The organism is Aeromonas popoffii (assembly GCF_000820025.1).
In the GTDB taxonomy this organism is placed as follows: Bacteria; Pseudomonadota; Gammaproteobacteria; order Enterobacterales; family Aeromonadaceae; genus Aeromonas; species Aeromonas popoffii.
In genome coordinates this window covers 1-24,478 of record NZ_CDBI01000052.1, presented here as the reverse complement: position 1 = coordinate 24,478, position 24,478 = coordinate 1, and the positions used below count along the sequence as shown (strand labels likewise).

The window sequence follows — 24,478 nt, the reverse complement described above, 5'->3', positions numbered from 1 at the left end:
ATTGATGCTGCCATGAAACCACTGCGGTGGCTTCTGCTGGGTACAATGACGGTCTTTCGTATAACGGGGCCGTTTTTATTTGGATGAGTGAGTGATGATGAAGCAGGTTGATGTGGTGGTGATCGGGGCCGGTGCGGCCGGTTTGATGTGTGCCCAGCAGGCCGGCTATCGGGGCCGCTCCGTGCTGTTGCTCGACAACGCCAAGAAGCCGGGCCGCAAGATCCTTATCAGCGGGGGTGGTCGTTGCAACTTCACCAACCATCAGACCGGGCCCCACGCCTTCCTCTCGGGCAATCCCCACTTTTGCAAGTCGGCGTTGGCGCGTTATACCCAGCAGGATTTCATCGATCTGGTGGACCGGCACGGGGTCAACTACCACGAGAAGACGCTGGGTCAGCTGTTCTGTGACGAGAGCGCCAGGGAGATCGTCGATGTGTTGCTCACCGAGTGCGACTGGGCCGGGGTGACCCTGCAGTTCCAGACCGAGATCCTGAGCGTCAGCAAGTCCGATACCGGCTTTGTGCTCGCGACCAGCCAGGGGGAGATAAGCTGCCACTCGCTGGTGGTGGCCACGGGCGGCCTCTCCATGCCCAAGCTCGGTGCCACCCCGTATGGCTTCAAGCTGGCGGAGCAATTTGGCCTTGCTGTGCTGCCCACTCGCGCCGGTCTGGTGCCTTTTACCCTCCATCAGGCCGACAAGGAGGCCTTTGCCGATCTGGCCGGGGTCAGCCTGCCGGTGGCCGTGACCGCCGAAGATGGCACCCGCTTCAAGGAGGCCATGCTGTTCACCCACCGTGGCCTCTCCGGCCCCGCCATCCTGCAAATCTCTTCGTTTTGGCTGGCGGGGGAGAAGATCCACCTCAACCTGCTGCCCGAGCTGGATATTGCGGCGGCCCTCAAGGCATGGGCGCAGGCCCATCCTGCGCAGGAGCTGAAGACAGTGCTGGGACGCGAGCTGCCCAAGCGCTTCGTCGACAAGCTGGTGGAGCTGGGCCAGCTGAATAACAAGCCCATGCGTCAGTACAACGAGCGGGAGCTGGAGGCCATCGCCACCCTGCTGGGGGATTGGCAGATCCTGCCGAACGGCACCGAAGGCTATCGCACTGCCGAGGTGACGCTGGGGGGCGTGGATACCAACGAGCTCTCTTCCAAGACCATGGCGGCGCGCAAGGTGCCCGGTCTCTACTTTATCGGCGAGGTGGTGGACGTGACCGGCTGGCTCGGTGGCTACAACTTCCAGTGGGCCTGGTCATCGGGTTGGGTGGCGGGGCAATACTGCTGATCGGAGCCTGCGCCCAGTGGGCGGAACGGGCAACGGGCTACCTTATACCCTTTGTTGAGTCAGGCGCGGCGGTTACCGTGGCGGTATGCGCCGTGCCATAAGGGCAAGGTGGGATGGACCGCCTGGCTGCTGACAATCCAGACCTGAGCCTGGTGTTTGGCTGTTCCTTTGTTCCTCTGTGGGGGGAGGACACAAGCGGGCCATGTTCTTGACGCCTGTCCCGATTATGGTTAGATTTTACAACGGTTTGTTATTTTTAATAATGAATATGGTTGCTGATGACAATAATGGGTGATGAAAATGGGAGCGAGTAGCTATAATTTTCCATGGGATAGGTTTTCCTGAAAAAAGCAGCCTGCTTTGCTCAACCTTGGCGTTAGGGAGCGATATGAAATATATGAAAATGGCCGTTATTGCTATGATGGCGCTGGCCTTCGAATCTCAAGCCGAGTACTTAAGTGTGCCGACCTTGGCTACCGCCGATATCATTATTTCAGATCCGCAAAGTGTCAGCCACACTTTGGTGCCAGAGCGGGGCTTGATTGCTGGTCAGTTAAATGAAGGAACACCTGTCGCCCTGGGGTATGTGCAGACGATACCGAAAGAAACATCGATAGCGTTAGCCTGGGCGTCGGGAACGCCAGATACGACGAATAGCCATATCATCCCTTCGTTGGAAAATTCCAATAATACATTAACGGTCTCCTTCTTTAATCCTGATGCGGGGCAAACATTTTTGGTGGATAACGCGATAAATGCGTTCGTGCTATCGGCCACTGAGCCAAAAAGTGATTGGCGCTACGTCGTGCGTGCGGCTCACTCGCAAAGGGTGGCAGCAGGGACATACCAGCTTGTTATTAATGCCTATTTGTATGCATTATAACAACAGCGATATCGAGCATGTCGTTATCACATGTTAAGTCACCGTTCACTGGGGGCGTGAAATAAAGAGACGCCCGTCTCTTTATCCCCCTTTGCCTGTTGCATGAGCCCGTCCGTATTGCATGATCGCTGGCATGATAAAAAAGCCATCCCTGATAGCCGGGGTGCCCGCCATTATACCCTCCCCCCGCTGGCCAACACGGTATTCACCCTCTATATGATCAGAGTGATATGACCAGAGTGATATGACCAGAGTGATATGACCAGAGCGATATGACCAGAGCGATATGACCAGAGCACAGGCCACTGTGTATATGAAGAGTAAGCGGCGGGATAGCCGCAGCCTGCGCTAACGACAATCCAGCCCCGCCAGCAGCCAGTCAGACGCCCAAACCCCCCATAAAAATCGCGTGCATATCACCGCCTCTCGTTACCGTCGCCGGCGTCGCTGCTGCGCCAGCGTGGGCACGTTTACCCCCCGCAAGTGCTTGCCAACCTGGCCTGTGCCTTGGCACAAGCAAGCGTACTGTGCCGCCATTCCTGAATTTAAATTTATCTTTATGATTTTCATGTGTTTTTTGTGAAAAAGCAGAGTGTCATACAGAGAGTGAACGTCTCTCTGAGCAGCTCACGGTTGCTGAATAAGGAAGAGATAAGATTGTTGCAGGGGGCATAAACAGGGGCCACGGCGTGCTATCGCCAGCCGCTGGCATCAGCGCGGGAGCTTCAAATGCGGGCATGGGGGCGACAAAGTGGCCTTGTTGGCGATGTGCAAGCCATTTATCCCTTTTATCGCCTGTTTTGTGACGGATGCCACAGCCGCCTGCCACGTTCGACGGCTGAAAAAGGAGAGATCGGGGGGCCTTGGGTAACTGCTTGTTCTGCATACCCTAAACCACAACTGTCAGGCTGCTGCGGGCGAGCATAAAGCTCAACTCATTGGTTTTTATCAATATTATTAAATCTTAATAAAACGAGTTCACTCATCATTCTGGGCGGCTTGAGGGAGTATCAACAGCGAAACCACAGTGCAGCGCTTAATACAGGCCTCTGTACTATCCGTGGTTAATACAGGCAAGGCGAAGGTAGTGCTCTAAATGCTCTTTGCCAGCCAAAAATGTGTACTTGTAATGAATAGGATGCTTAAAATGAAAAAATATGCACTCTCTGTTTTAACCATGACCATGGCCCTTTCTTCAGGTATGGTTGCTGCAACAGGACCTGTCGGTGAGGCACAGTCAGCGACAGCAAATCTCATTTTTACTGCCCCTAGTGGTATTGCCCATGATGTTACACCAAGTGCAACACTAGCTGCGAACACTCTCTTATATTCATTGACACCGGTGGCTACTGGGGTGGTGACCCTGAGTGGCGACGTGGCCAGCCACCCAACTGTTGCCGTTACTTTCACTAATGGGACACAGAATTGGATACACAGAAACAGCCGTATAATCACTAGACAAGGGGGTGAAGAGACTATCACTGTACGTTTATATGAAACGTATGGAGATCAGAATACGGCGATGTCAATTATTGATGACGGTATAGCTTTGAATCAAACTAATCCAACTGGCACATTTACTTATCAGCTCCAATTGGACGGCGCCCATACTGTAGTTGCAGGTACTTATCCTGTTCATCTAAATGCTCAACGTTGGGAACTCTAAATGTTATCGTCAAACCTGACCCCAGCTTCCCTGAGTATTAAGGGGGAGGGATAATACTCACAACGCGGTAGCGGTTGTTACCGCGTTAATATGAAACAACCTCATTCTGCTTACTAGCCAGCGAGGAAGAAAGCATGCTTCACTGTCAATATATCCATTTTTAGGCTACAGTTTTTAACTCGTTGGTTAGTAAACAGGAGTCATCATGTTAATAAGGCAATATATCATTCCCACCAGAAAGCGCCCACTGCCTGCCCTCGGTATCGCGCTGGTGCTGCTGAGTACACTGACACACGCCGCCGAGCTACCGGTGGAAACCTCGACCCAAGCCTTTGAGCTGAAGTTGGGGGCCAGCCGGCTGATCTATAACCCGGCTGCCAATGGCGCCACCATTGCTGTGCATAATCAGCAGAACTACCCTATGCTGGTGCGTTCACAGGTGTTTGCCGAAGATAAAACCACACCGGCCCCGTTTTTGGTGACACCGCCCTTGTTCCGGTTGGATGGGCAGCAGCGCAGCCGCTTGCGGGTGGTGCACACCGGCGGCCCACTGCCGGGCGATCGTGAAACGCTGCATTGGCTGTGTGTCACCGGCATTCCCCCCCAGAGCGATGATGCCTGGGCCGCGGATAAAGAGGGCAAGTCTGCAGCGCCTAAAACTGTGGCGTTGAATGTGCAGGTCAGTGTGCAGAACTGCATCAAACTGCTGGTGCGCCCGTCCGGCATCGGGCAGTTGGCGGACCGTGCCTCATCACTGGTCTGGACACGGCAGGGCAATACCCTGAATGTCAATAATCCGACCCCCTTCTATATGAACCTGAGCCGGGTGACCGTGGGGGGAGTGAATGTTGAACAACTGCAACATATTGCCCCCTTCTCTTCACACAGCTTTACCTTGCCCAAAGGGGCGGCCGGACAAGTGCAGTGGCAAGTGATTACCGATATCGGCAGCCAGAGCCGTATGTATCAGGCATCGCGCTAGTCGCAGGGGTGCAAAACACTGCCGGGTTATTAACCTCGCTTGTGGAGAGATAGACGCCATATGAAGTGTTTATTGCCAGGTTTGGCTGTGAGTTTGGTGTGCTGCTCGGTCGATGCGCGCACTTATACCTTTGATCTATCCAGTTTGGGTATAGACAACGCAGATGCGGCCCTGTTTAACCAGGGGGGGCAACTGCCGGGGGTCTACCCTGTTGACATTCTGGTCAATGGTAATCGGGTCGGTTCCCGCGATGTGTTGTTCCGGCAGGAGACCAATGCGCAAGGCCAGCCGTTTCTGCAACCCTGCCTGAGTGTGGAGATGCTGTCACGTTATGGTGTCAGAGTTGAAAACTACCCTCTTTTGTCCGCGGGCAAGCCGCCGCAGGCGAAGGAGCAAACGGATGACTGTGCGACCTTATCCGCTATTCCACACGCGACGGTCGATTTTCAGTTCTATGAGCAACAGCTGCTGTTAAGTATTCCGCAGGTGTCATTACGGCCAAAGTTGACCGGTATTGCGCCCAGAGAGTTATGGGATGATGGCATTCCTGTGTTGTTGATGAACTATCAGGCCAACACGAACCGGACAGAATATCGCACCGGGGCGAGTGCCAGCAGCGATTCGAGTTTTGTGCAATTGCAACCCGGCGCTAACCTGGGGGCATGGCGTTTGCGTAATGCCACGACCTGGCAGAAGCAGGGCGAGCAGGAAGGCAAATGGCAAACGGCGTATACCTACGCGGAGTATGGGTTGTATGACCTCAAAAGCCGCGTAACGCTGGGGGAGCGTTTTACCCCATCAGACATTTTTGACAGCGTGCCTTTTCGTGGGGCAATGCTGGGTTCGGATGAGGCGATGGTGCCGTTTAACCAGCGCGAATTTGCGCCCGTGGTGCGTGGTATTGCGCGCACCCAGGCGCGGGTGGAAGTCAAACAGAATGGCTTCACTATATATAATGCCACTGTGGCACCGGGCCCGTTTGCGTTAAATGATTTATCGCCGGGTATGTCTGGCGGGAATTTGCAGGTTACCGTATGGGAAACCGATGGCAACCCGCAAATATTTACTGTGCCCTTTAACACGCCAGCCATTGCGCTGCGTGAGGGCTATCTCAAATACAATCTGATGGCCGGGCAATACCGTGCGGCAGATTCCTCCGTTGATGAAGCCGCGGTTGGCCAGGCAACCATGATGTATGGTTTGCCCTGGAACCTGACGGTGTATGGCGGCGCACAAGGTGCCGATCATTACCAATCGGCAGCACTGGGTCTTGGCGTTTCTTTGGGGAGCTGGGGCGGTGTGTCGGTAGATAACACGACAGCACGCGGGCAACGCCAGGGGGAGGAGAGCGAGACGGGGGGAGTCTGGCGCACGCGTTACAGTAAAACGGTCGACGCGACCAACACCACGCTGGCGTTGTCTAATTCCCAGTACAGCTCCTCTGGCTACCAGACGCTGTCTGATGTGTTGGGCAGCTATCGCAATAATGCCGATGGCTCTGACAGCAATCAGGATCAGCGTAAAGCGAGCACCACGCTGACCTTGAGCCAGTCCCTGGGGGAGTGGGGATATGTCAACCTGAATGGCACCCGCGACAGCTTCCGGGATCGTTCTGGTAATAATGATTCGTTTGGTGCCAGCTATGGCGTTGGGGTGGCCGGGGGACATCTGTCACTGAACTGGACGCAGAACCGACGTGCCGGCGTTGTCGGTGAGCAGCAAAATGATCACATCACCAGCGTGATGTTCAGTATGCCGCTGCATCGCCTGCTGGGTGGCACCACCAATGCTACCTACCAGTTCGTCTCCCCGTCGAATGGCAATGATTCACAGGAAGTCGGGCTTAATGGCCAGGCACTTGATCGCCGGTTGTCCTGGAATGCGAGCCAGCGTTATCGCTCGGGTGTGGATAGTGGTGATCGTGACAACAGCAGACTGCAGCTGAGATGGTACGGCGGTTACGGTCAGGTGGGTGGCAACTACAGCTATAACTCCAACATCCGGCAAATGGGCGCTGATGTGTCGGGCGGCATGGTCATACACCGTAACGGTGTTACCTTTGGTCAGCCGCTGAGTGATACCGTGGCATTGGTGGAGGCACCGGGTGCTTCAGGCGTTCAGGTCGGCGGGTGGCCCGGCGTGAGAACAGATTTTCGTGGTTATACCACACAGGCTCATCTCAACCCGTATCAGGAAAACAACGTGAGTCTGGATCCGAGCAATTTGCCCTCGAATGCGGAAGTCACGCAGACGGATATGATGGTGGTGCCCACTCAGGGCGCGGTGATCCCGGCAACGTTTGCCACCCGTATTGGTGCGCGAGCGCTGATGACGCTGACCCGCGAGGACGGTACTAGCGTGCCGTTCGGGGCAATAGCCATGCTGGGAGAGCAGGCGACGATTGCCGGGGTTGTAGATGACAACGGCGTGGTTTATCTGACCGGCTTACCGGCAAAAGGGGAGTTGTCAGTAAGGTGGGGGCAAAGCCAGCAACAACAGTGCCGTGTGAATTTCCAGTTGCCGAAAGAGCGTGGCTCTGCGGATATGTATGTCATGAACTCAGTGTGCAGTTAGCGGCAATTAACCAGAGCCGCTGCCAAGCAGGCTACTGTAACGAGAGGCAATTATGCTAAAGCGATTTTTTTATTGGGGTTTTGGCGTCTGGCTGGCTGCTTGCAGCGCTGGATTGTCGTTAGCGCAGGCTGCGGATACCCCGCAGCTTAATCTGCAAATAAACAGTGGCCTGCTCTCTGGCCGTATCAACGGTGAATTCCGTATTGGCAAGGGGCTGATAGAGTATGACGGCGGGCACCTTGGCTTTCAGGTGTGGAGTGATGCGACCAAGTCAGGGCCGCAGCCTAACCGTTATGTGCTGATTGGGCAAAATAACAGCAACAATAAGTTGCGCATACGGATAGAGTATCCAGGCTGGCAGCCAGATAATGAAGGAGGCAAAGGGATTATCCTGCGTGATGGCGGAAACAGTGCCACCTTTGATGTGGTGGTTGATGGGGATCAGACGGTGATAGCTGATCATTACTCACTGGCATTAAAAGGTGCGGTATTATTACCCTGAATTAACAAAAAATAATCCAAGAGACTTATCGCTTGATTAGCCTTTGCTAAAGGCTTTTATCCAGGAAATATGATTGTTAAAGATGATTCCATTGTTGATATCAAAATGGGGTGGGGTTTCTATTTTCGTTTTTATCATAGTCCCACTTATTTTTATCGCTAACTTTTGGGGGGATGATGAACGTGATGAAATAACAAGATGTACTGCAAATGTGCTCATAAACAGAGCCGGCCTTGACCTTTCGGCTAATGTGAAAATTGAACTTTCAATGAGCCATAAAAATGGTGTTTTCTATATTGATGGGAATATCTATCGCAAGGGTGTTTATCATGGTGCAATTAGCCGCCGGGTCCTTTTTGATGTCAACATTGTGAATGGTGATATCCTTCTGATTTCAAAAAGAAATTGGAAGACAGAAGTTGATGATATTGATATCGCTTCTTTATCAGGATCGCTATTCTCGGACTTTTATATTTCCCCGGATAATACCATGGTGCTTTTTTTGACAAAAAATGAAAAAGGATATTACTTGTCAACAAAAACAATGCCAATGACATACTGCGCTAAAATAACAGGCTGAATATCCTCCTCATACATCAAGCCATATATTTATTTTTGAGACATTTAATCATCAGTACAGGGGGTCTATGCGTTACGTTTACGCCGCGTTAATCATCGTCATCACGACGACTGTTTTGCTGTTTAAAATTCAAAATATAAGCCTTGTCACCGTTTCGCTGCTTAATATGAGCCTGACGCTGCCGGCGTCGCTGCTGATCGTCGGCGTTTACGTGCTTGGCATGCTCACCGGCAGCGTACTCTGGTCGCTGCTGAGCGGTTTGCTAAAAGCCGCGATGCGCAAGCCCGAGTAACACTATCGCCGGCGAGTTTGCGCCGGCTACACCTCTACCAATTAGGCAACGTAAAGGAGCCGCACTAACATGAGCAATTTCTGGGATTTCTTCTGGTTAATACTCTCAAGTTTTATCTTTATCGCTTACCTTTTGGTGCTGTTCCAGATCGTCGGCGATCTGTTTCGCAACACTGAAATGGGCGGCGGATTTAAAGCTCTGTGGATCATCGGACTGGTCTTTTTGCCGATGTTTACCGCGCTGATTTACATTGTTAGCAACGGCGCAGGCATGGCCCAGCGTCAACGTGATGCGATGCAGCGGGCCAAATCAGATACCGAAGACTATATTCGGCAAGTGGCGGGTAAATCATCGGCCCAGCAGATCTGGGAAGCTAAAGTCTTGCTCGATAATGGCGCGATCAATGCCGATGAATATGCCCAACTCAAAGCCAAAGCACTGGCCTAAGCACATGCAGCGCCACATGTTGTCGCTCAACCGGGTTACATCAGCCATCAGGTTATAACGTCCCCAGCCCCAAGTGACCGCCACACTTGGGGCTTTCTGACAGGCAGGCCAAGGGTGTTCAGTTTGTTTATGGCGTCACAGACGCCATCACTTCCCCACCTGACCGTTGTATTTTCGCAGGCTGACTCTCCCCGCCATCAACTGCTTGAATCTAAACATCGCCGTCTCCGCCAGCGAACGACGGTGATATCCCGATATCTTCTTCCAATGAGGCAGCCCTTCTTTTCGCATCACCAGTACAGCCGCATTTCTCGCGTGTCCCTTTTTCCATCACCCGGCGCTCTTGCGAGGTGGGATACCGGCTGTTGCCCCTCTGCGCGCTATCAGCTGATGGCTGGCGTTGCTGTCAAAGGCGCTGTCCGCATAAATGGTACCCAGCTTGCGCCACAGAGGATTGAGCAATGTCGGTAACGCCCCGGCATCATGGACATTCTCTAAAGAAACTTCCGCCGCCACCCTATCGTGGGTTGCCGGGTCAACGGCCAGATGCAGTTTGCGCCAGACTCGGCGCCGTGCTTTCTGGCTTTCCACTCGCCTTCGCCAAGTGCCTTCAGGCCAGTTGAATCGATAACCAGGTCGGTAACCTTCCCTTTAGATGGCTGCCGATACGCCACCTTCACCGTACGGGATCGCTTGCTGGCACAACTGTCATCGGGGGCACATAGCGGCACATTCATCAACGCGAGAAGGCGTCGAGTAGCCCCGTTGTTGCACGCAGGGTGGGGCTGACAATCCCCTTGAACATCAGGAAGGCAGAGATGGTCGGGGCTGTGTAGCGCTGGCTACGTCCCGGTCGCCCGTGATGGTTGTGGTGGAACCAGTTGTCCATGGCGTCTGCATCCACCCAGAAGGTGAGAGCGCCAGGGTTAATCAGAGACTTGTTGTATTGAGACCAGTTGGTGATGGGGTGAAGCGACTCGCCCATGATGCTGACTTGAAGGGAATGGTGGTGATCAGAGCGCCACATTTTCAGTTAGTTACATTCAAGTCGTATCGATTTGGGAAACACCCATGTCAACCCACATCATTCATAAGCCGGGGAAGGGAGCCAAGTAACCCTTGTGCGGCCCGCAGGGTGGGGCTTAAAATCCCCTTGAGTATCAGGAAGGTACAAATGGTCCGGTCGGTGTAGAGCTGGCTGCGGCCCCGTCGCCTGCGATGGTCGTGGTGGAACCCGTTGTTCATGGCATCCGCATCAACCCAGAAGGTAAGAGAGCCACGGTGGACGAGAGGCTTGTCGTATATGGGGTGAAGCGGCTTGACCATTGGAATGCTGACTTAAATGATCAGATTGCCACGTCTTCAGTTGGTTCCATTCAAGCAGCATCGATTTCGGCAACAACACCTAATAACGCCAATTCAAAGGATAAACAGCCTCTCATTATTGTGGCGCATTATGGTGAATTATCTATAATGAGGCTTTAATAGATGTTATCGGAAGCCGATTGAGATGATTAAGTGTTACAATATAAATGATAGCGTTTTATTTTACCCCGAAAGTGGTGACATATCGTCTTCTTTAACGGGGAATACCATTAAGATTAACATGCCAACTGCACAGTTATTCGAGGCTTTTATCACAAGGATGGGGGTCTCAGTTTCGCAAGAAGAGCTATATGCTATAGTATGGGGTGAAAACAGTGTAAATGTAACACCAAACACATTATATCAGAATGTTTCTCTGTTACGAAAAGCCCTTCAAGACTCTGGCATTCCCAGTGAATCACTTAAAACCATCAGGGGTAAGGGATTTATTTTTACGGTTACCAGTGTAGTGGAAAATTATGTTGAAAATAATGAGATCACTCCAGATAAAACTGAACCAGCCAAAGAAAGAAAACCTGTTATTTATCATTTGATATTGTTGTCATCTCTGGTTGTTATTTTGTTTGGCATTTTGTTTTATGACTATAACAGCACGCCATGGAGAGTTACGCATTACCCAAAGGACTTTGTGTTTATATCTAAAATTAATGGGTGTAGTGTTTTTAACAGCACCGAAAATAAAAGCAGAGAAAACAACCTGAGAGTTAATAGCTTAATTAGAACACTCCCTTTGGAATGTGAAAATTACCCTTTTGTTTATATCAGCTATAGTGAGCGACATGCGACAATATCAATAATATCATGTAAGAATGATATGAACTACACCGAGCAAAACGACTGTAAAACTGAAATTTTCATTAATCATGGTGAACTTGATGAAACTCAACCTTAAATATATTATAATTTCCGGCACTGTTTTGCTTATTGTTTTGGCCAGTTTCATTTATTTGCACTTTATTGGTGTGAAAAGTGTTACAACCCTTCACTGCAATGGTGTACAGTACACGCACAACAAAAACTATAGTATTAAGTCAAATATCGATCTCACTTTTGATAACAGCAAAGGATTCATGGTCCTGAATGGTAAAGTTACCGAAAGTGGAGTGTCTTATCGTTTATCCAGAAAATTACTGTTTAACATCTCTGACATTGATAACAGTCTGGTTTTAACCTTCACAGGTATTGAAGTAAACATGGCTGATGAGGTAGACAGAAATAAATTACATGTACCCTTGCCTGCCTTTATGTCTACGGTTGGCAGTAACCTTTTAATATCAATCTACCGTATAAACAAACATAACTACATTGTAGAGTCGAATGGCATTGCAAGCTTTCTCTGTGTGAATGACGATTAATCCTATTACTAATCAGTTATCAAATAGGTCACTTTTTCTTTTAACCTGAATGAAATTCAGAGAAGAAGGAGGCATTAAAATTGTAACCGTTCACCGGCAGGGGCTTGATGCACACAAGTTGACAGGGATGGGGTAATCCGTTGTCTCGATACAAGCCCTGACGATGGCGTGTAGCCACTCCTGGGGAGAAGGCCCCACTCTTTTGGCCGTCTCCACCCATGACAGTATTCGCTGGCGAAACCGTTCCCCTCGATGTGAACACACCCCATGGCTCCCTTTACGCCACAGCACATAGCCACGCAGCGCTCATTCCGCCTCGTTGTTTGTCAGTGGGGTATCGTCATCACTCATAAACCGCCACAGTATCTTGTCATCCTTAGATGAGCCACTCACAGCGCCCCCGGTAGCGCTTCGAGCACAGCACTGTCCCTAGCTATAACGGCTTTCGCCAGCTTTGCCGATAGCGCCTGAGCTTCGCCTACCTGACCTTGTTGATTTTTGGCGATACCCTGATGGCCCGTTTCTTCCACCAGTGCCAATTAGCCTGACGCTCGTTATTCGCAATGAGCTGGCACGGGATACGGGGTATGATCCTACGCCTTGGTACATATCTTCATGCATTGATACGGGATCCCGGTTTTGCTCGAAAATCAGATGATGTTGTTGGCGGTATTCGAACGGGCGGCGCTGATGCTGATGACCCTGTTCTTTCTGACCCGCACAAGGCCGTTCCAGCGGTTGTTTCAGAAGCGTGATCACACTCCGGCCGAGCTGGTGCTGGTGGCCTCCATCTTCTGCCTGTTCGCCGTATACAGTACCTACACCGGCATTCCGGTGGAGGGTGCGCTGATCAACGTGCGGATCATCGCCATCATCTCGGGCGGTATCCTGTTTGGCCCCTGGGTCGGCATTCCGGCCGGGGTCATCTCCGGGCTGCACCGCTACCTCATCGATATGGATGGCCACACCTCGATCCCTTGCCTCATCGCCAGCATTATCGCCGGCCTGCTGGCGACCTGGTTGCACCTGCGCTGTCGCAAGTCGCGACTCTGGCTGTACGGCATTCTGGCGGGGATGCTGTGCGAGGGGCTGACCATGCTGCTGATCCTGCTGCTGACAGAGCCCCACGGGGTAGGGGTGGAGATCGTCAACCACATCGCCTATCCGATGATCGCCGGGGCGCTCTGCATCGGCCTCATCATCAAGCTGGTGCAAGATCTGGATGACGAGAAGGAGCTGATTGCCGCCAAGCAGGCCAAGCTGGCGCTGGATATCGCCAACAAGACGCTGCCCTTCTTCCAGAACATCGATCGCCACTCTCTCAGTCAGGTGTGCGAGGTGATCCGGCGCGACATCAGCGCCGATGCGGTGGCCATCACAGATACCCATGACGTGCTGGCCTACGTGGGTGTGGGAAAGGATTATTACGAGCTGGACGAGCACCACGCCATCAGCGGCATGACCCAGCAGGCGGTGCTGCTCGACCAGATCATCATCAACAACGATCTGCGCCAATATCACCTTTCCGATTTTCACTCTGTCATCATTATTCCGCTGCGGGAAAACGGCGCCGTCAGCGGCACCCTCAAGATCTATTATCGCCGCACCCACAGCATCACCAGCTCGCTGCGGGAGATGGCGGTGGGCCTCTCCCAGCTTATCTCTACCCAGATGGAGGTGTCGCGCATCGAGCAGCTCAAGGAGATGACCCGCAAGGCGGAGTTCACCGCGCTGCAGAGCAAGATCAACCCGCACTTCCTGTTTAATGCCCTCAACGCCATCTCATCCTTGATCCGCATCCGGCCCCAGCAGGCACGCCAGCTGATCGCCAATCTGGCGGATTACCTGCGCTACAACCTCAACAAGGGGGATGAGCTCATCGACATTCAGGAGGAGCTGCAGCAGGTGCGCGACTATGTGGCCATCGAGCAGGCCCGCTTCGGCGACAAGCTGGAGGTGGTGTTCGAGGTGGACGATGTCCACATCCAGGTGCCGAGCCTGCTGTTGCAGCCGCTGGTGGAAAACGCCATCCTGCACGGCATCCAGCCTCGCAGTGCGCCGGGTCGGGTCACCATCGAGGTGAAACAGCTGGCGGGGGGCATCCGGGTATCGGTGCGGGATACCGGCTATGGCATCAGTCAGGCAGTGATCGACGGGGTGGCCGCCGGTCGGGTAGAGAGCCGCAGCATCGGTCTGATGAACGTGCATCAGCGGGTCAAACTGCTCTATGGCGACGGCCTGAAGCTCAAGCGGCTGGAGCCGGGTACCGAAGTCTGTTTTTATCTGCCGGATCAGGAGTCGATGCCATGCTGAGTGCCATCATGGTTGGGGATAAGTGTGTGCCGCGAGAGGTGTTGTCATGCTGAAAGCCATTATTGTCGAAGACGAATATCTGGCCCGCGAGGAGCTCATCTATCTGGTGAATCAGCACAGCACCATCGAGATAGTGGCGAGCTTCGAGGATGGGCTGGAGGCGTTCAAATACCTGCAGGATCACGAGGTGGATGTGGTGTTTCTGGATATCCAGATCCCCTCCATCGACGGCCTGCTGCTGGCCAAGAACCTGCACAAATCGAGTCACCCGCCCCACATCGTCTTCGTCACTGCCTACAAGGAGTTTGCGGTGGAGGCGTTCGAGCTGGAGGCGTTCGACTACATCCTCAAGCCCTACAACGAGCCGCGCATCATCAATCTGCTGCAAAAGCTCGAGCATGCGGGCAAATCGCAGCCAGCCACTACGGGGGAGGCGAGCGGCGACGTGATCAGCCCGCAGAATCGCACCGTCAATCTGGTGAAGGGGGAGCGCATCATAGTCACCCCCTGCGAGCAGATTTACTACGCCGAGGCGGACGAGAAGCTCACCTATGTCTACACCCGCACCGATCGCTACGTGATGACCATGACCATCAGCGAGTTTGTCAGCCGCTTGCCTGCCGAGGGGTTCTTCCGCTGTCACCGCTCCTACTGCGTCAACATCAACAAGATCCGCGAGATAGTGCCCTGGTTTAACAGCACCTATCTCATCCGGCTCCATGATCTGCCGTTCGAGGTGCCGGTGAGCCGCAGCAACATCAAGGCGTTCCGTCAGCTGATGCGGCTCTGATTGTCATTCATTCCCGCCGATCTGCATTTCATGCCTTAATCGGTCGGCGCGAGCGGCGTCTTGCCTATAGTGGCCTCACTTTCCTGAAGGCCATCGACCGAGACGCATCATGACCATCGATCTGAACCGCACCCGGTACCTGACACTGATCGGTACCATCATCACCCAGTTCGCACTGGGTTCTGTCTACACCTGGAGCCTGTTCAACGCCCAGCTCTCCGACAAGCTGGACGAGCCTGTGAGCCAGGTGGCCTTCGCCTTTGGCCTGCTCAGCCTCTCTCTGGCGGTGGCCTCCTGCATGGCGGGCAAGCTGCAGGAGCGGTTCGGGGTGCGCAACGTCACCCTGGGGGCCGGCGTGCTGCTCGGCATCGGCCTCTTCCTCACCGCCCACGCCAGCAATCTGGTGATGCTCTATCTCTGCGCGGGCATTCTGGTCGGTTTTGCCAACGGTACCGGCTATCTGATGACTCTCTCCAACTGCGTGAAGTGGTTCCCGGAGCGCAAAGGGCTCATCTCCGCTTGCTCCATCGGTGCCTATGGCCTCGGTAGTCTCGGCTTCAAATATATCAACCTGCTGCTGCTCTCCAGCTCCGGCCTTGAGACCACCTTCCAGCTGTGGGGTCTGATCACCATGTCCATGGTGCTGGTGGGTGGCATGCTGATGAAGGATGCACCCCAGCAGGCCGCTTCGGCGCAGCAGACCGAGCGCCGTGATTTCACCCTGGCCGAAGCGATGCGCAAGCCGCAGTACTGGATGCTGGCGCTGATGTTCCTCACCACCTGCATGAGCGGCCTCTATGTCATCGGCGTGGCCAAGGATATCGGCGAGAACATGGTGGGTCTGTCGGCTGCAGTGGCTGTCAATGCGGTCGCGGTGATCGCCATGGCCAACCTGGGGGGGCGACTGGTGCTGGGTATCCTCTCTGACAAGATGTCCCGCATCCGGGTCATCACCATCGCCCAGCTGATCATGCTCTGTGGCATGGGATTGCTGTTGTTCGTGCCGCTTAATGCCAACCTCTTCTTCGTGGCGGTAGCCTGTGTGGCTTTCAGCTTCGGTGGCACCATCACCGTCTATCCCTCACTGGTGAGTGACTTCTTCGGTCTCAACAACCTGACCAAGAACTACGGCGTCATCTATCTGGGCTTTGGTCTGGGCAGCATCATCGGCTCCATCGTGGCCTTCCTGTTTGGCGGCTTTATGGCGACCTTCAACCTGATCCTGGTGTTGCTGGTGGTGGCGCTGGTGCTCTCCCTGACCATCCGTTTGCCGGCGCCGGTATCGGTGGTGCGGGCCTGATTACCCTCACTGCCACAGCAAGCAATAACAAAGACCCGGGCCATGCCCTAATGCCAGTCAGTTAAGCATTTTTATGACTAAATATTCGAGATATTGAATATCAAAAGCTGTTCCATGGTTAAAGAGTCAATTTGGCTCCAACCCTTGCCCTGACTGGCATGCAATAAAAAGAGGGAGGCATCATGCCTCCCTCACTCTTTAGCCCTTATCCCCTGCGGGTTGGGACTCAAATTCTCTTAACTGACTGGCATTACGGGCCATGCCCGGGTCTTTGCATTTCGGATGGTCGATCAGTGTGGCGCTAGCCCCAGCAACAGACGGGCCTGACGGCAGGTATCCTCCACCGTTGACCAGTTATCACCTGTGATGGTGATGTGGCCCATCTTGCGGCCGGGGCGGGGGTTGCCCTTGTCATAGAGGTGCAGATGCAGACCGGGCAGCGCCAGCAGGGCGGCCCAGTCTGGCGTGCCGTTTTGCCAGAGATCTCCCAGCAGGTTGATTAACAGGGCGGGCCGCACAGCGATCTGCTCTGGCAGCGGCAGATCGCAGAGGGCGCGTACCTGCAACTCGAACTGGCTGCATTCAGCGTTGTCGAGGCTGGGGTGGCCCGAGTTGTGAGGGCGGGGCGCCATCTCGTTGACCAACAGCTGGCCGCCCACCAGGAAGAACTCCACCGTCAGTACCCCCACGTAGTCGAGGGCGGCGATGAGATGTTCGGCAATGCGCTTGGCCTCACTCTCCAGCGCCGGCGCATTGGCCGGTGAGCGAGTCTGGTCGAGAATGCCGCCGCTGTGCCAGTTCTGCACCAGTGGCAGGGCGCTGATGGCGCCGCCTGGGCTGCGGGCCAGGGTCAGGGCAAATTCCCCCTCTAGCGCCAGCCGTTTCTCCAGCACGCAGGGCACGCCACTGCCTGCCAGCGCCGTTGCCAGTTCGTCCAGATTGTTTACCTGCCACTGCCCCTTGCCGTCATACCCCTCGCGGGCAGTCTTGAGGATGGCGGGGAAGAGTTCGCTGGCCTGTGCGGGGATGGGATCTTCCGCCAGCAGCGCCAGATAGGGGGCAACCGGGATGTCTGCTCCGCGCAGAAAGGCTTTCTCCTCGCGGCGATCCTGACAGATACGCACTGCGCTGGCGGCCGGGCGCACCGGCTTGCGTTGCTCCAGCAGTGCGAGGGTGGCGGCGGGTACGTTCTCGAACTCGCAAGTGATGGCGGCGCAGCGGCTGGCCAGATCGTGCAGGGCCGTTTGGTCGTCATAGGAGGCGACAATATGGTGATCGGCGGCGGCACCGGCGATGCTGGCCGGGTCGGGATCCAGTACCACCATCTTGTAGCCGAGGCGGTGGGCGGCCATCACGAAGTAGCGGCCAAGCTGGCCGCCGCCGAGCATACCGAGGGTGGCGGGTGGCACTATCATGTCGGCTCCTCCAGTTGCAGCGCCAGCACCCGGTCACGCTCGTTGGCACGGAAGTCGTCGAGCTGTTGCTGGTAGCGGGGAGCCTCCTCGTCCCGGGCGACCGACAGCAGAGAGACCGCGAACAGTCCGGCGTTGGCTGCCCCCGCCTCGCCGATGGCGAAGGTAGCGACCGGCACCCCCTTGGGCATCTGCACAATGGAGAGCAGCGAGTCCATCCCCTTGAGCTGACGCGAGGGAATGGGGACTCCCAGCACTGGCAGCGTGGTCTTGGCGGCGACCATACCCGGCAGGTGGGCGGCGCCACCGGCCCCGGCGATGATGGCGCGCAGACCGCGTTCGCGGGCACTGGCGGCATATTCGAACAGCAGATCCGGCGTGCGATGGGCAGACACCACGCGCGCCTCGTAGGGCACACCGTGCTCCTTGAGGATGCGGGCTGCGGCCTGCATCACGGGCCAGTCGGAGTCGGAGCCCATCACCAGGCCAATCAGGGGAGGGGTGTTCATGTTTATTGGTTCCTTGCTGTTAAACGTTTGCTTTTAGTAAACAAAAAGAGCCGGCAAGCCGGCTCAGAATTTCTCGGGTCGCACGATTTCGACCGGTTGCAGAAAGGCGATCATGGCGTAGTCGGGGTAGTAGCGACTCTGCAGGTGGGCCAGCATCCGCTCCGCCTGCTCACGGCTGCAGATCGCCTCCAGCCGGATGTTGCCGCTCTCGCTCCAGCTGGCGTTGCGCTCGCCATGATCACCCCGGCCGCGGGCATCGGTGATGGTGTAGCCGCGCAGCCCCTCGCGGGTGAGGGTGCGCAGCAGGGTCGGCTCCAGATTGGCTTCCGTGATAACGGTCAACAGGGTGCGGGTCTCGGTCTGCATGTGGCTACTCCGTGAAGTGGCGGGCCCAGCTGTGGTAGAGCGGGATCCCCAGCATGATGTTGAACGGGAAGGTGACCCCCAGCACGGCGCTGAGGGACAACCCCGGGTTGGCTTGTGGCAGGGCGATACGCATGGTGGCCGGTACGGCGATATAGGAGGCGCTGGCCGCCAGGGTGGCCAGCAGGGTCAGGCCGCCGAGGGAGAGCCCCATCAGCTGGCCAGCTGCCAATCCCAGTCCCGCTGAAGCGAGCGGCATCAACAGCGCGAAGCCGAGCAGGAAGAAGCCATGCTTGCGCAAGTCCTGACACTGGCGGGCGACGATGAGGCCCATCTCCAGCAGGAACAGTGCCAGCGCTCCCTTGAACAGGTCGACGAACAGCGGTTTGAGCGGGGCAACGCCATCGGGGCCTGCCAGATAGCCGATGGCCATACCGCCCAGTAGCAGGGTCACCCCTTTGCCGAGGAAAGATTCGTGAGCCAGCATGCGCCAGCGAGTTTCGCGGCTGATGCCACGGGCTAGCACTATCCCCACCAGGATGGCCGGGATCTCCATCACCGCGAGGAAGATAGAGAGTTGTGATTCAAAACTGATACCCCGTTCGGTCAGCCAGTTCACCCCGACCGCAAAGGTGGCCACGCTGACCGAGCCGTAATGGGCTGCGGTAGCGGCGGCATCCACCCGGTTCATCTTGAGGCGCAGCACGGCAAAGCCGAGCAGGGTCTGCACCACGCCAAGCAGGATTACCAGCGCCAGCTGTGGCAGCAGGGGCAGCAAAGATTGCTGGGCCAGACCGACGCCGCCCTTGAGGCCGATGGCCAGCAGCAGGAAAAGGGAGAGTGTATCGTAGAGCGCGGGCGGTAATTTCAGCTCGGAGCGCACCAGACCGGCCAGCAGCCCGAATAGAAAGAAGAGAACAACGACATCCAGCATGATGGCTCGCAGGAGGAGTGCAGATAATGGTTGCATGCTAGAGCCCGCGATGTTTCGATAAAATCAGATTGTGACTGATGGTTGTTCGGTAAAAACTGATAAGGGATGGCATGCTCAACTACAAACAGCTCTACTACTTCTGGCATGTGGCGCGCTGCGGTAGCGTGACGCAGGCGGCGCAACAGCTTCATCTCACGCCGCAAACCATCAGCGGTCAGGTCGCCGAGCTGGAGATCTCCCTCGGGGTCGCGCTGTTTAGCAGAGTGGGTCGACGCCTCGTGCTGACCGTCGCCGGACGGCAAGCACAGGAGCAGGCGGGGGCGATTTTCTCGCTGGGGGCCGAGCTGGAACACACCCTGCGCCACGCCAGCCAGGAGCTGATCATGCAGGTGGGGATTGCCGACTCCGTGCCCCGCACCCTGGCGTTCGAGCTGCTGGCCCCCGCCATGGCGCTGGCGACGCCGGTGCGGCTGATCTGCCATGAAGAGCGGGCCGAACAGCTATTCAGCGAGCTGGCCAGACACAAGCTGGATATGGTGCTGATCGATCGCCCACTGCCACCGGACAGCGGCGTACGTGGCTACAACCATGAACTGGGGCGTAGCCCGCTGGCACTGTTTGCGAGCCCGGCGCTGGCGGCGCGGGCGCGGGATGGCTTTCCCGCCTCGCTGGAGGGGTTACCGCTGCTTATTCCCGGAGAGAAATCGGCCACCCATGACCGGCTGCTGGCCTGGTATCGCCAGCAGGGCATACATCCCCATCTGGTCGGTCAGTTTGACGACTCGACCCTGATGAAGTCGTTCGGCAAGGCGGGCATGGGGATCTTTCCAGCCCCCCTTGCGATGCGTGACGAGATTGAGCGCCTCTATGGCGTCGAGTTGCTCGCCACCTTGCCCGAGGTCACGCTCTCCTATTATCTGGTATCTGCTGGCCGCCAACTCTCCCACCCCGGTGTACAGGCGGTGATAGAGGGTGCCAGACAGCGGCTGGTAGAGATGGAAAAGCATAAATAGAAATCTAGATGGCTATACATCCAATCTGGCTCTGCCTATAATCCCCGCCGCTTTGGCGCATCATGCTTAATAGGGAATCCGGTGAAAATCCGGAGCTGGCGCGCAGCGGTAAGGGGGAACGAAGTGACATCAGGGCACTGCCGTCAGGTGGGAAGCCGTCGCGTTAGGCCATCAGCCCCTCAGCCCGAAGACCTGCCAAAGTTCATATTTCGGGCCGAGAGAAACCGGCCACGAAGTAGATGCTTACGCGAACTTAAGGATCTCTCATGTCCAAGAAATTATTGGTGGCAGCCCTGTTGCCAACGGCTGCCTTCGCCCAGACGACCATCCCCGTCAATCCTACCCTGGTGATCACCGCCAATCGCGTGGAACAACCGGTCAGCTCGGTGCTGGCGCCCGTTGTGGTGATCGAGCGCGCCGAGATCGAAGCCCGTCAGGTGCAGAGCCTGCCTGCACTGTTGAAGACGCTGCCGGGTGTGCAGATCACCACCCTGGGTGGGCGAGGGCACATGAGCAGCCTGTTCATCCGCGGTACTAACTCCAACCATTCGCTGGTGCTGATGAATGGGCGCCCCATCGCCGCCATGGTGGCCGGCACGCCAGACCTCAGCCAGATCCCCCTCGGCAATATCGAGCGCATCGAGTACATCCGGGGCCCGCGCGCGGCTGTCTATGGCGCGGATGCCATCGGTGGCGTCATCAACCTCATCACCAAAACCTCCGCCAAGCATGGCAACGAGACCCACCTGAGAGGTGGCGTGGGCAGCAATGGTTATGGCCAGGGTCAGGCGCGTACCGTGCAGGCCCTGGGTCAGCAGACCGACATGAATATGATGATCGGCTATGAGCGTACCGATGGTTTCGATGTGGTGGCCAATGCCCAGCAGCCGGATCGGGATGGCTTCGACAGTCTGCACGGCCAGATCGGGCTGAACCACGCCTTCAATGATGCCTGGCGTGCGGACTTCAACGCCCAGGGCTATGACAACTTGACAGATACCGACGGCACTACAGACCAAAGCCGAGTCAAGGCCTTCCAGTATGATGGTAGTCTCAAGTTTCAGAGCGAGACGCTGACCAGTCGGCTGGAGGCCAGTTATGGCGAGAACAAGCTGAAGAGCTGGCTGGAGAGCAAGGGGGAATCCAGCGCCCAGCCGATCCACACCGGCTTGACCCGTTTCTCCTGGATCAACAGCTGGAGCGGCGTCGAGGGGCTTAATTTGACCGGTGGTGCAGACTGGCAGCAGGAGCAGTTGAAATCCAACTCGCGCAGCGCTGGTCAGGCGTTCAATGCCCCCGATCGCGACAACACGGGTCTGTTTGCGGTGGGCAGCTATCGCTGGCAGGCCCTGCTGTGGGAGCTTTCGGGTCGCACCGATGACAACCAGCAGTATGGCCGTCACAACACCTGGTCTGCCGCCAGTGGTCTGGACATAGATGACAACCACAATGTGCGGTTGAGTTATGGCACCGGCTTCAAGGCGCCGACCTTCCTCGATCTCTACTATCCCGGTTATGAGAATCCTGATTTGAAACCGGAGGAGAGCAAGAACCTGGAGTTGGGCTTCAGCGGTCGTTATACCGGTTGGGACTGGTCGCTGAACCTGTATCGCAACAAGATCCAGAACCTGATCGTCTGTCAGAGTGCGTTCTCCAGCTGCGAGCCTGACAACACGGATGCCGAGATCCGCGGCGTGGAAGTGGCGCTGGGTCTGGAAACCGGACCGCTCCATCACGACGTCAGCTTCGATTACACCAAGACCGAAGACAAGAACGATGGCGACCAGCAACTGTTGCGCCGCGCCAAGCAGAAGGCCAGCTGGCTGACCCAGGTACAGCTGGGTCAGGTCGATCTTTCAACCGAACTGCTTTATGTGGGCAAGCGGGATGACAAGAACTTCAGCAGCTTCCCGGCAGAGCGGGTAGAACTGGGTTCCTACACCCTGATTAATCTGGCGGCCAGCTATGGGGTGACGCCTCAGCTCACTCTGGGTGGTCGCATCGACAACCTGTTCGATCGTGACTATACCCCGGCCTATGGTTACGCATCCGCGGGTACCGAGTTCAAACTGACAGCGGACTACCGCCTCTGATTGCCAGCGCAGCTATATATAGCTGCTATATGTAGAAGAGAAAAAGCGAGGCCCTGCCATGTGCAGGGCCTTTTCTATTGGCGGCAGGCGGGAGTATGATCGCCACCTTGCACCAAAGGGGGAGGTCAGGTGGCCAATATTCTAGTGTTCGACTCCGGCATGGGTGGCTTGAGCATCTATCGCGAGATCCGCCGTGCGCTGCCGGCACACAACTACTTCTATTGTTTCGACAACGCCAATTTCCCCTATGGCGAGTTGAGTGAGGCTGCCCTCATTACGGCTTGCACCCGGCTGGTCAGTCAGATGGTGGCCGAGCATGCCATCGATCTGGTGGTGATTGCCTGTAATACTGCCAGCACCATAGCCCTGCCGTCCTTGCGTGCGGCCCTGACCATTCCGGTTGTCGGCGTGGTGCCTGCCATCAAACCGGCTGCTACCCTGACCCGCAATGGCTGTATTGGCTTGCTGGCCACCCCGGGCACCGTCAGCCGTGAATATACTCACCACCTTATTACCCAATTTGCCCCGGGCCAGCGGGTGTTGCTCAAGGGGACGACCGAGCTGGTGATCGAAGCCGAGCACAAGCTGGCGGGACGGCCGGTAAACATGGCGCTGTTGCAGGAGGTGCTGATGGACTGGATGGAAGGAGAGGCAAGGCCGGATACACTGGTGTTGGGCTGCACCCACTTCCCGCTGCTCAATGACGAGATCCGGCAACTGATGCCAGGATGTCAGCTGGTGGATTCAGGGGACGCTGTGGCAAGACGGGTGGCCCATCTACTGGCCACGGTCGCTGGGCAACCTTCCCAGGCCGTGGTGCAGGCGAGGGCCTATTGCACCCGACTGGATGCAGAAGCCCAAAAACTGACAGCCCCCTTGCAAGCTTGGGGGCTGTCATCACTCGAAGAGGTTCGGTACTAGTTCGTTACCGCCAAGGGATCAGGCGTCGACCTCGCTCCCTTCTCTCTCATCCTTATCCCGCTTGTCGTTGGCTTCGCGTACCTTGAGGGTACGTTGCTGATACTCCTTGTCATTGAGTGCCGTGATTGCCTTGGCTGCATCGGCAGCGGGCATCTCCACAAAACCAAACCCTCTGCGCTTGCCGGTAGCCTTGTCCTTCATCAAACGGACAGAGATTACCTGACCTTGTTCGGCAAACAGCTCGCGTACTGCAATCTCGTTGGCGCGATAGGGCAGGTTGCCTACATATAAGGTGCAAGTCTCTTGGCCGGAGACCAGCTCTGCCGTGGCGGCAGGTGTCCGCTTAAGAAGCAGCGGCACGATGAAACCACCAATGGCCAGACCCACAGCAAAAATCACTTCGGCTTTCAAAGAAAACTGCAGAGCCTGGGCAACCAGATAACCAACCAGCGCCAATACCAGGGCAAGGATGGCCGCCTGCACATAAACGGGAAACTTGGATAAATTCATCTTTAAAGACCTTTTGTAAATGAAAGCAAAAAAGGTGCAACACTCTATTCACCTCCATGGTAACCAGCTTTCCAGCCGGGCGCTACCATGGACCACTTGGGACACATTATCCGTTCCAGTATGGCATCCCTTAATGGGGGAAGACCCACTTAAATGATGATAAAACAGGACTGAAATCATCGGCTTGTGGATAACACTGTATATATACACTGAGTAAGCTGTTTCTAATTGGATATTTTGAAGTTTCCGTGACTTTCTTCAAAAAAAGTCTTGTCATCCCGAAGCCGCTCCCTATAATGCGCCCCTACCAGCACGGCGGAACACGCCAACCTGATGAGCCAGCTTCCTAGCGAAGTGGGCGCCGAAAGAAA

23 protein-coding genes, 3 pseudogenes and 1 riboswitch are annotated in these 24,478 nt (G+C 55.7%); of the genes and pseudogenes, 18 read left to right on the top strand and 8 right to left on the bottom strand.

Features of this window, described 5'->3' with window-relative positions; all coding sequences use genetic code 11:
• Nucleotides 1-97 precede the first annotated feature (97 nt).
• The 9 genes from BN1129_RS10270 (at nucleotide 98) to BN1129_RS10235 (ending at nucleotide 9,208) form a co-directional block, all read left to right on the top strand.
• Nucleotides 98-1,282 carry a BaiN/RdsA family NAD(P)/FAD-dependent oxidoreductase gene (locus tag BN1129_RS10270; RefSeq protein WP_042036258.1) on the top strand — a complete coding sequence of 395 codons (1,185 nt, stop codon included), beginning with the start codon at nucleotides 98-100 and terminating at the stop codon, nucleotides 1,280-1,282.
• A gap of 388 nt (nucleotides 1,283-1,670) precedes the next feature.
• Complete coding sequence (locus BN1129_RS10265; RefSeq protein WP_042036252.1) at nucleotides 1,671-2,165, top strand: hypothetical protein; 495 nt, start codon at nucleotides 1,671-1,673, stop codon at nucleotides 2,163-2,165.
• A gap of 1,147 nt (nucleotides 2,166-3,312) precedes the next feature.
• Nucleotides 3,313-3,831: a hypothetical protein gene (locus BN1129_RS23290; RefSeq protein WP_157013329.1), complete on the top strand. Its 519-nt coding sequence runs from the start codon at nucleotides 3,313-3,315 to the stop codon at nucleotides 3,829-3,831.
• Nucleotides 3,832-4,036: 205 nt separating this feature from the next.
• Nucleotides 4,037-4,813 (top strand): fimbria/pilus periplasmic chaperone, encoded by a 777-nt coding sequence (locus BN1129_RS10260; RefSeq protein WP_042036251.1) that lies wholly within the window; start codon nucleotides 4,037-4,039, stop codon nucleotides 4,811-4,813.
• Between the two features lie 60 nt (nucleotides 4,814-4,873).
• Nucleotides 4,874-7,387 (top strand): fimbrial biogenesis outer membrane usher protein, encoded by a 2,514-nt coding sequence (locus tag BN1129_RS10255; RefSeq protein ID WP_042036249.1) that lies wholly within the window; start codon nucleotides 4,874-4,876, stop codon nucleotides 7,385-7,387.
• Between the two features lie 52 nt (nucleotides 7,388-7,439).
• Complete coding sequence (afaD, locus tag BN1129_RS10250) at nucleotides 7,440-7,889, top strand: AfaD family invasin (RefSeq protein WP_052449333.1); 450 nt, start codon at nucleotides 7,440-7,442, stop codon at nucleotides 7,887-7,889.
• Between the two features lie 73 nt (nucleotides 7,890-7,962).
• Nucleotides 7,963-8,469, top strand: coding sequence for a hypothetical protein (locus BN1129_RS10245; protein WP_042036248.1), 507 nt, complete (start codon nucleotides 7,963-7,965; stop codon nucleotides 8,467-8,469).
• Between the two features lie 67 nt (nucleotides 8,470-8,536).
• A complete protein-coding gene (locus BN1129_RS10240) occupies nucleotides 8,537-8,761 on the top strand; it encodes a LapA family protein (protein ID WP_042036247.1) in 225 nt (74 codons plus the stop codon).
• Between the two features lie 69 nt (nucleotides 8,762-8,830).
• A complete protein-coding gene (locus BN1129_RS10235; protein WP_042036246.1) occupies nucleotides 8,831-9,208 on the top strand; it encodes a PLDc N-terminal domain-containing protein in 378 nt (125 codons plus the stop codon).
• A gap of 47 nt (nucleotides 9,209-9,255) precedes the next feature.
• On the opposite strand, the pseudogene BN1129_RS22455 reads toward BN1129_RS10235, so the two are convergent.
• Together BN1129_RS22455 and BN1129_RS10220 are read right to left on the bottom strand one after the other, a co-directional pair.
• Nucleotides 9,256-10,193, bottom strand: a pseudogene (locus BN1129_RS22455) (IS5 family transposase).
• Between the two features lie 101 nt (nucleotides 10,194-10,294).
• Nucleotides 10,295-10,534, bottom strand: a pseudogene (locus tag BN1129_RS10220) (transposase); the annotation flags it as partial.
• Here BN1129_RS10220 and BN1129_RS23800 point away from each other — a divergent pair.
• The 3 genes from BN1129_RS23800 to BN1129_RS10215 all read left to right on the top strand — a co-directional run bounded on the left by BN1129_RS23800 (nucleotide 10,436) and on the right by BN1129_RS10215 (nucleotide 11,949).
• Complete coding sequence (locus tag BN1129_RS23800; RefSeq protein ID WP_167335273.1) at nucleotides 10,436-10,693, top strand: hypothetical protein; 258 nt, start codon at nucleotides 10,436-10,438, stop codon at nucleotides 10,691-10,693. The pseudogene BN1129_RS10220 and the gene BN1129_RS23800 sit on opposite strands and share 99 nt — an antisense overlap.
• A gap of 121 nt (nucleotides 10,694-10,814) precedes the next feature.
• Complete coding sequence (locus tag BN1129_RS22450; protein ID WP_209418501.1) at nucleotides 10,815-11,486, top strand: winged helix-turn-helix domain-containing protein; 672 nt, start codon at nucleotides 10,815-10,817, stop codon at nucleotides 11,484-11,486.
• On the top strand, nucleotides 11,470-11,949 hold the full coding sequence (locus BN1129_RS10215) for a hypothetical protein (RefSeq protein ID WP_209418500.1): 480 nt from the start codon (nucleotides 11,470-11,472) through the stop codon (nucleotides 11,947-11,949). Before BN1129_RS22450 ends, BN1129_RS10215 begins: the two co-directional genes overlap by 17 nt.
• A gap of 90 nt (nucleotides 11,950-12,039) precedes the next feature.
• Here the strand turns inward: BN1129_RS10215 and BN1129_RS22445 are convergent.
• Nucleotides 12,040-12,424, bottom strand: a pseudogene (locus BN1129_RS22445) (IS66 family transposase); the annotation flags it as partial.
• Between the two features lie 164 nt (nucleotides 12,425-12,588).
• On the opposite strand from BN1129_RS22445, the gene BN1129_RS10210 reads away from it, so the two are divergent.
• From BN1129_RS10210 to BN1129_RS10200, 3 genes are all read left to right on the top strand, one after another.
• Nucleotides 12,589-14,262 carry a sensor histidine kinase gene (locus tag BN1129_RS10210; RefSeq protein WP_042036243.1) on the top strand — a complete coding sequence of 558 codons (1,674 nt, stop codon included), beginning with the start codon at nucleotides 12,589-12,591 and terminating at the stop codon, nucleotides 14,260-14,262.
• A 46-nt stretch (nucleotides 14,263-14,308) separates the two neighbouring features.
• The gene (locus tag BN1129_RS10205) at nucleotides 14,309-15,052 is read left to right on the top strand and encodes a LytR/AlgR family response regulator transcription factor (protein ID WP_042036242.1); all 744 of its coding nucleotides are present in this window, start codon (nucleotides 14,309-14,311) and stop codon (nucleotides 15,050-15,052) included.
• Between the two features lie 109 nt (nucleotides 15,053-15,161).
• Complete coding sequence (locus BN1129_RS10200) at nucleotides 15,162-16,352, top strand: L-lactate MFS transporter (RefSeq protein ID WP_042036240.1); 1,191 nt, start codon at nucleotides 15,162-15,164, stop codon at nucleotides 16,350-16,352.
• A gap of 290 nt (nucleotides 16,353-16,642) precedes the next feature.
• Here BN1129_RS10200 and BN1129_RS10195 read toward each other — a convergent pair whose 3' ends face one another.
• The 4 genes from BN1129_RS10195 to BN1129_RS10180 form a co-directional block, all read right to left on the bottom strand.
• On the bottom strand, nucleotides 16,643-17,767 hold the full coding sequence (locus BN1129_RS10195; protein ID WP_042036238.1) for a 5-(carboxyamino)imidazole ribonucleotide synthase: 1,125 nt from the start codon (nucleotides 17,765-17,767) through the stop codon (nucleotides 16,643-16,645).
• On the bottom strand, nucleotides 17,764-18,273 hold the full coding sequence (purE, locus tag BN1129_RS10190; protein ID WP_042036236.1) for a 5-(carboxyamino)imidazole ribonucleotide mutase: 510 nt from the start codon (nucleotides 18,271-18,273) through the stop codon (nucleotides 17,764-17,766). The genes BN1129_RS10195 and purE overlap by 4 nt, the downstream gene beginning before the upstream one ends.
• Before the next feature lie 63 nt (nucleotides 18,274-18,336).
• Entirely contained in the window at nucleotides 18,337-18,639 is a 303-nt protein-coding gene (locus tag BN1129_RS10185; protein ID WP_042036234.1) for a P-II family nitrogen regulator, read from the bottom strand.
• A gap of 4 nt (nucleotides 18,640-18,643) precedes the next feature.
• Entirely contained in the window at nucleotides 18,644-19,570 is a 927-nt protein-coding gene (locus tag BN1129_RS10180) for a sodium-dependent bicarbonate transport family permease (RefSeq protein ID WP_042036233.1), read from the bottom strand.
• Between the two features lie 110 nt (nucleotides 19,571-19,680).
• Here BN1129_RS10180 and BN1129_RS10175 point away from each other — a divergent pair, with 110 nt between their 5' ends.
• The 3 genes from BN1129_RS10175 to murI all read left to right on the top strand — a co-directional run bounded on the left by BN1129_RS10175 (nucleotide 19,681) and on the right by murI (nucleotide 23,597).
• Nucleotides 19,681-20,583: a LysR family transcriptional regulator gene (locus BN1129_RS10175; RefSeq protein WP_042036231.1), complete on the top strand. Its 903-nt coding sequence runs from the start codon at nucleotides 19,681-19,683 to the stop codon at nucleotides 20,581-20,583.
• Nucleotides 20,584-20,619: 36 nt separating this feature from the next.
• Nucleotides 20,620-20,797, top strand: a riboswitch (cobalamin riboswitch).
• 52 nt (nucleotides 20,798-20,849) lie between these two features.
• On the top strand, nucleotides 20,850-22,676 hold the full coding sequence (locus BN1129_RS10170) for a TonB-dependent receptor domain-containing protein (RefSeq protein ID WP_042036229.1): 1,827 nt from the start codon (nucleotides 20,850-20,852) through the stop codon (nucleotides 22,674-22,676).
• A gap of 129 nt (nucleotides 22,677-22,805) precedes the next feature.
• Nucleotides 22,806-23,597, top strand: coding sequence for a glutamate racemase (gene murI, locus BN1129_RS10165; RefSeq protein ID WP_042036226.1), 792 nt, complete (start codon nucleotides 22,806-22,808; stop codon nucleotides 23,595-23,597).
• A gap of 18 nt (nucleotides 23,598-23,615) precedes the next feature.
• Here murI and BN1129_RS10160 read toward each other — a convergent pair whose 3' ends face one another.
• Nucleotides 23,616-24,107, bottom strand: a complete 492-nt coding sequence (locus tag BN1129_RS10160) for an RNA recognition motif domain-containing protein (RefSeq protein ID WP_042036224.1) — start codon at nucleotides 24,105-24,107, stop codon at nucleotides 23,616-23,618.
• Between the last annotated feature and the right edge of the window lie 371 nt (nucleotides 24,108-24,478).

Excerpts from the sequence above, each read along its gene's own strand:
- BN1129_RS10270 (WP_042036258.1), top strand. The coding sequence starts at position 98 with ATGAAGCAGGTTGATGTGGTGGTGATCGGGGCCGGTGCGGCCGGTTTG.
- BN1129_RS10265 (WP_042036252.1), top strand. The coding sequence starts at position 1,671 with ATGAAATATATGAAAATGGCCGTTATTGCTATGATGGCGCTGGCCTTC.
- BN1129_RS23290 (WP_157013329.1), top strand. The coding sequence starts at position 3,313 with ATGAAAAAATATGCACTCTCTGTTTTAACCATGACCATGGCCCTTTCT.
- BN1129_RS10260 (WP_042036251.1), top strand. The coding sequence starts at position 4,037 with ATGTTAATAAGGCAATATATCATTCCCACCAGAAAGCGCCCACTGCCT.
- BN1129_RS10255 (WP_042036249.1), top strand. The coding sequence starts at position 4,874 with ATGAAGTGTTTATTGCCAGGTTTGGCTGTGAGTTTGGTGTGCTGCTCG.
- afaD (WP_052449333.1), top strand. The coding sequence starts at position 7,440 with ATGCTAAAGCGATTTTTTTATTGGGGTTTTGGCGTCTGGCTGGCTGCT.
- BN1129_RS10240 (WP_042036247.1), top strand. The coding sequence starts at position 8,537 with ATGCGTTACGTTTACGCCGCGTTAATCATCGTCATCACGACGACTGTT.
- BN1129_RS10235 (WP_042036246.1), top strand. The coding sequence starts at position 8,831 with ATGAGCAATTTCTGGGATTTCTTCTGGTTAATACTCTCAAGTTTTATC.
- BN1129_RS22450 (WP_209418501.1), top strand. The coding sequence starts at position 10,815 with ATGCCAACTGCACAGTTATTCGAGGCTTTTATCACAAGGATGGGGGTC.
- BN1129_RS10215 (WP_209418500.1), top strand. The coding sequence starts at position 11,470 with ATGAAACTCAACCTTAAATATATTATAATTTCCGGCACTGTTTTGCTT.
- BN1129_RS10205 (WP_042036242.1), top strand. The coding sequence starts at position 14,309 with ATGCTGAAAGCCATTATTGTCGAAGACGAATATCTGGCCCGCGAGGAG.
- BN1129_RS10200 (WP_042036240.1), top strand. The coding sequence starts at position 15,162 with ATGACCATCGATCTGAACCGCACCCGGTACCTGACACTGATCGGTACC.
- BN1129_RS10195 (WP_042036238.1), bottom strand. The coding sequence starts at position 17,767 with ATGATAGTGCCACCCGCCACCCTCGGTATGCTCGGCGGCGGCCAGCTT.
- purE (WP_042036236.1), bottom strand. The coding sequence starts at position 18,273 with ATGAACACCCCTCCCCTGATTGGCCTGGTGATGGGCTCCGACTCCGAC.
- BN1129_RS10185 (WP_042036234.1), bottom strand. The coding sequence starts at position 18,639 with ATGCAGACCGAGACCCGCACCCTGTTGACCGTTATCACGGAAGCCAAT.
- BN1129_RS10180 (WP_042036233.1), bottom strand. The coding sequence starts at position 19,570 with ATGCTGGATGTCGTTGTTCTCTTCTTTCTATTCGGGCTGCTGGCCGGT.
- BN1129_RS10175 (WP_042036231.1), top strand. The coding sequence starts at position 19,681 with ATGCTCAACTACAAACAGCTCTACTACTTCTGGCATGTGGCGCGCTGC.
- BN1129_RS10170 (WP_042036229.1), top strand. The coding sequence starts at position 20,850 with ATGTCCAAGAAATTATTGGTGGCAGCCCTGTTGCCAACGGCTGCCTTC.
- BN1129_RS10160 (WP_042036224.1), bottom strand. The coding sequence starts at position 24,107 with ATGAATTTATCCAAGTTTCCCGTTTATGTGCAGGCGGCCATCCTTGCC.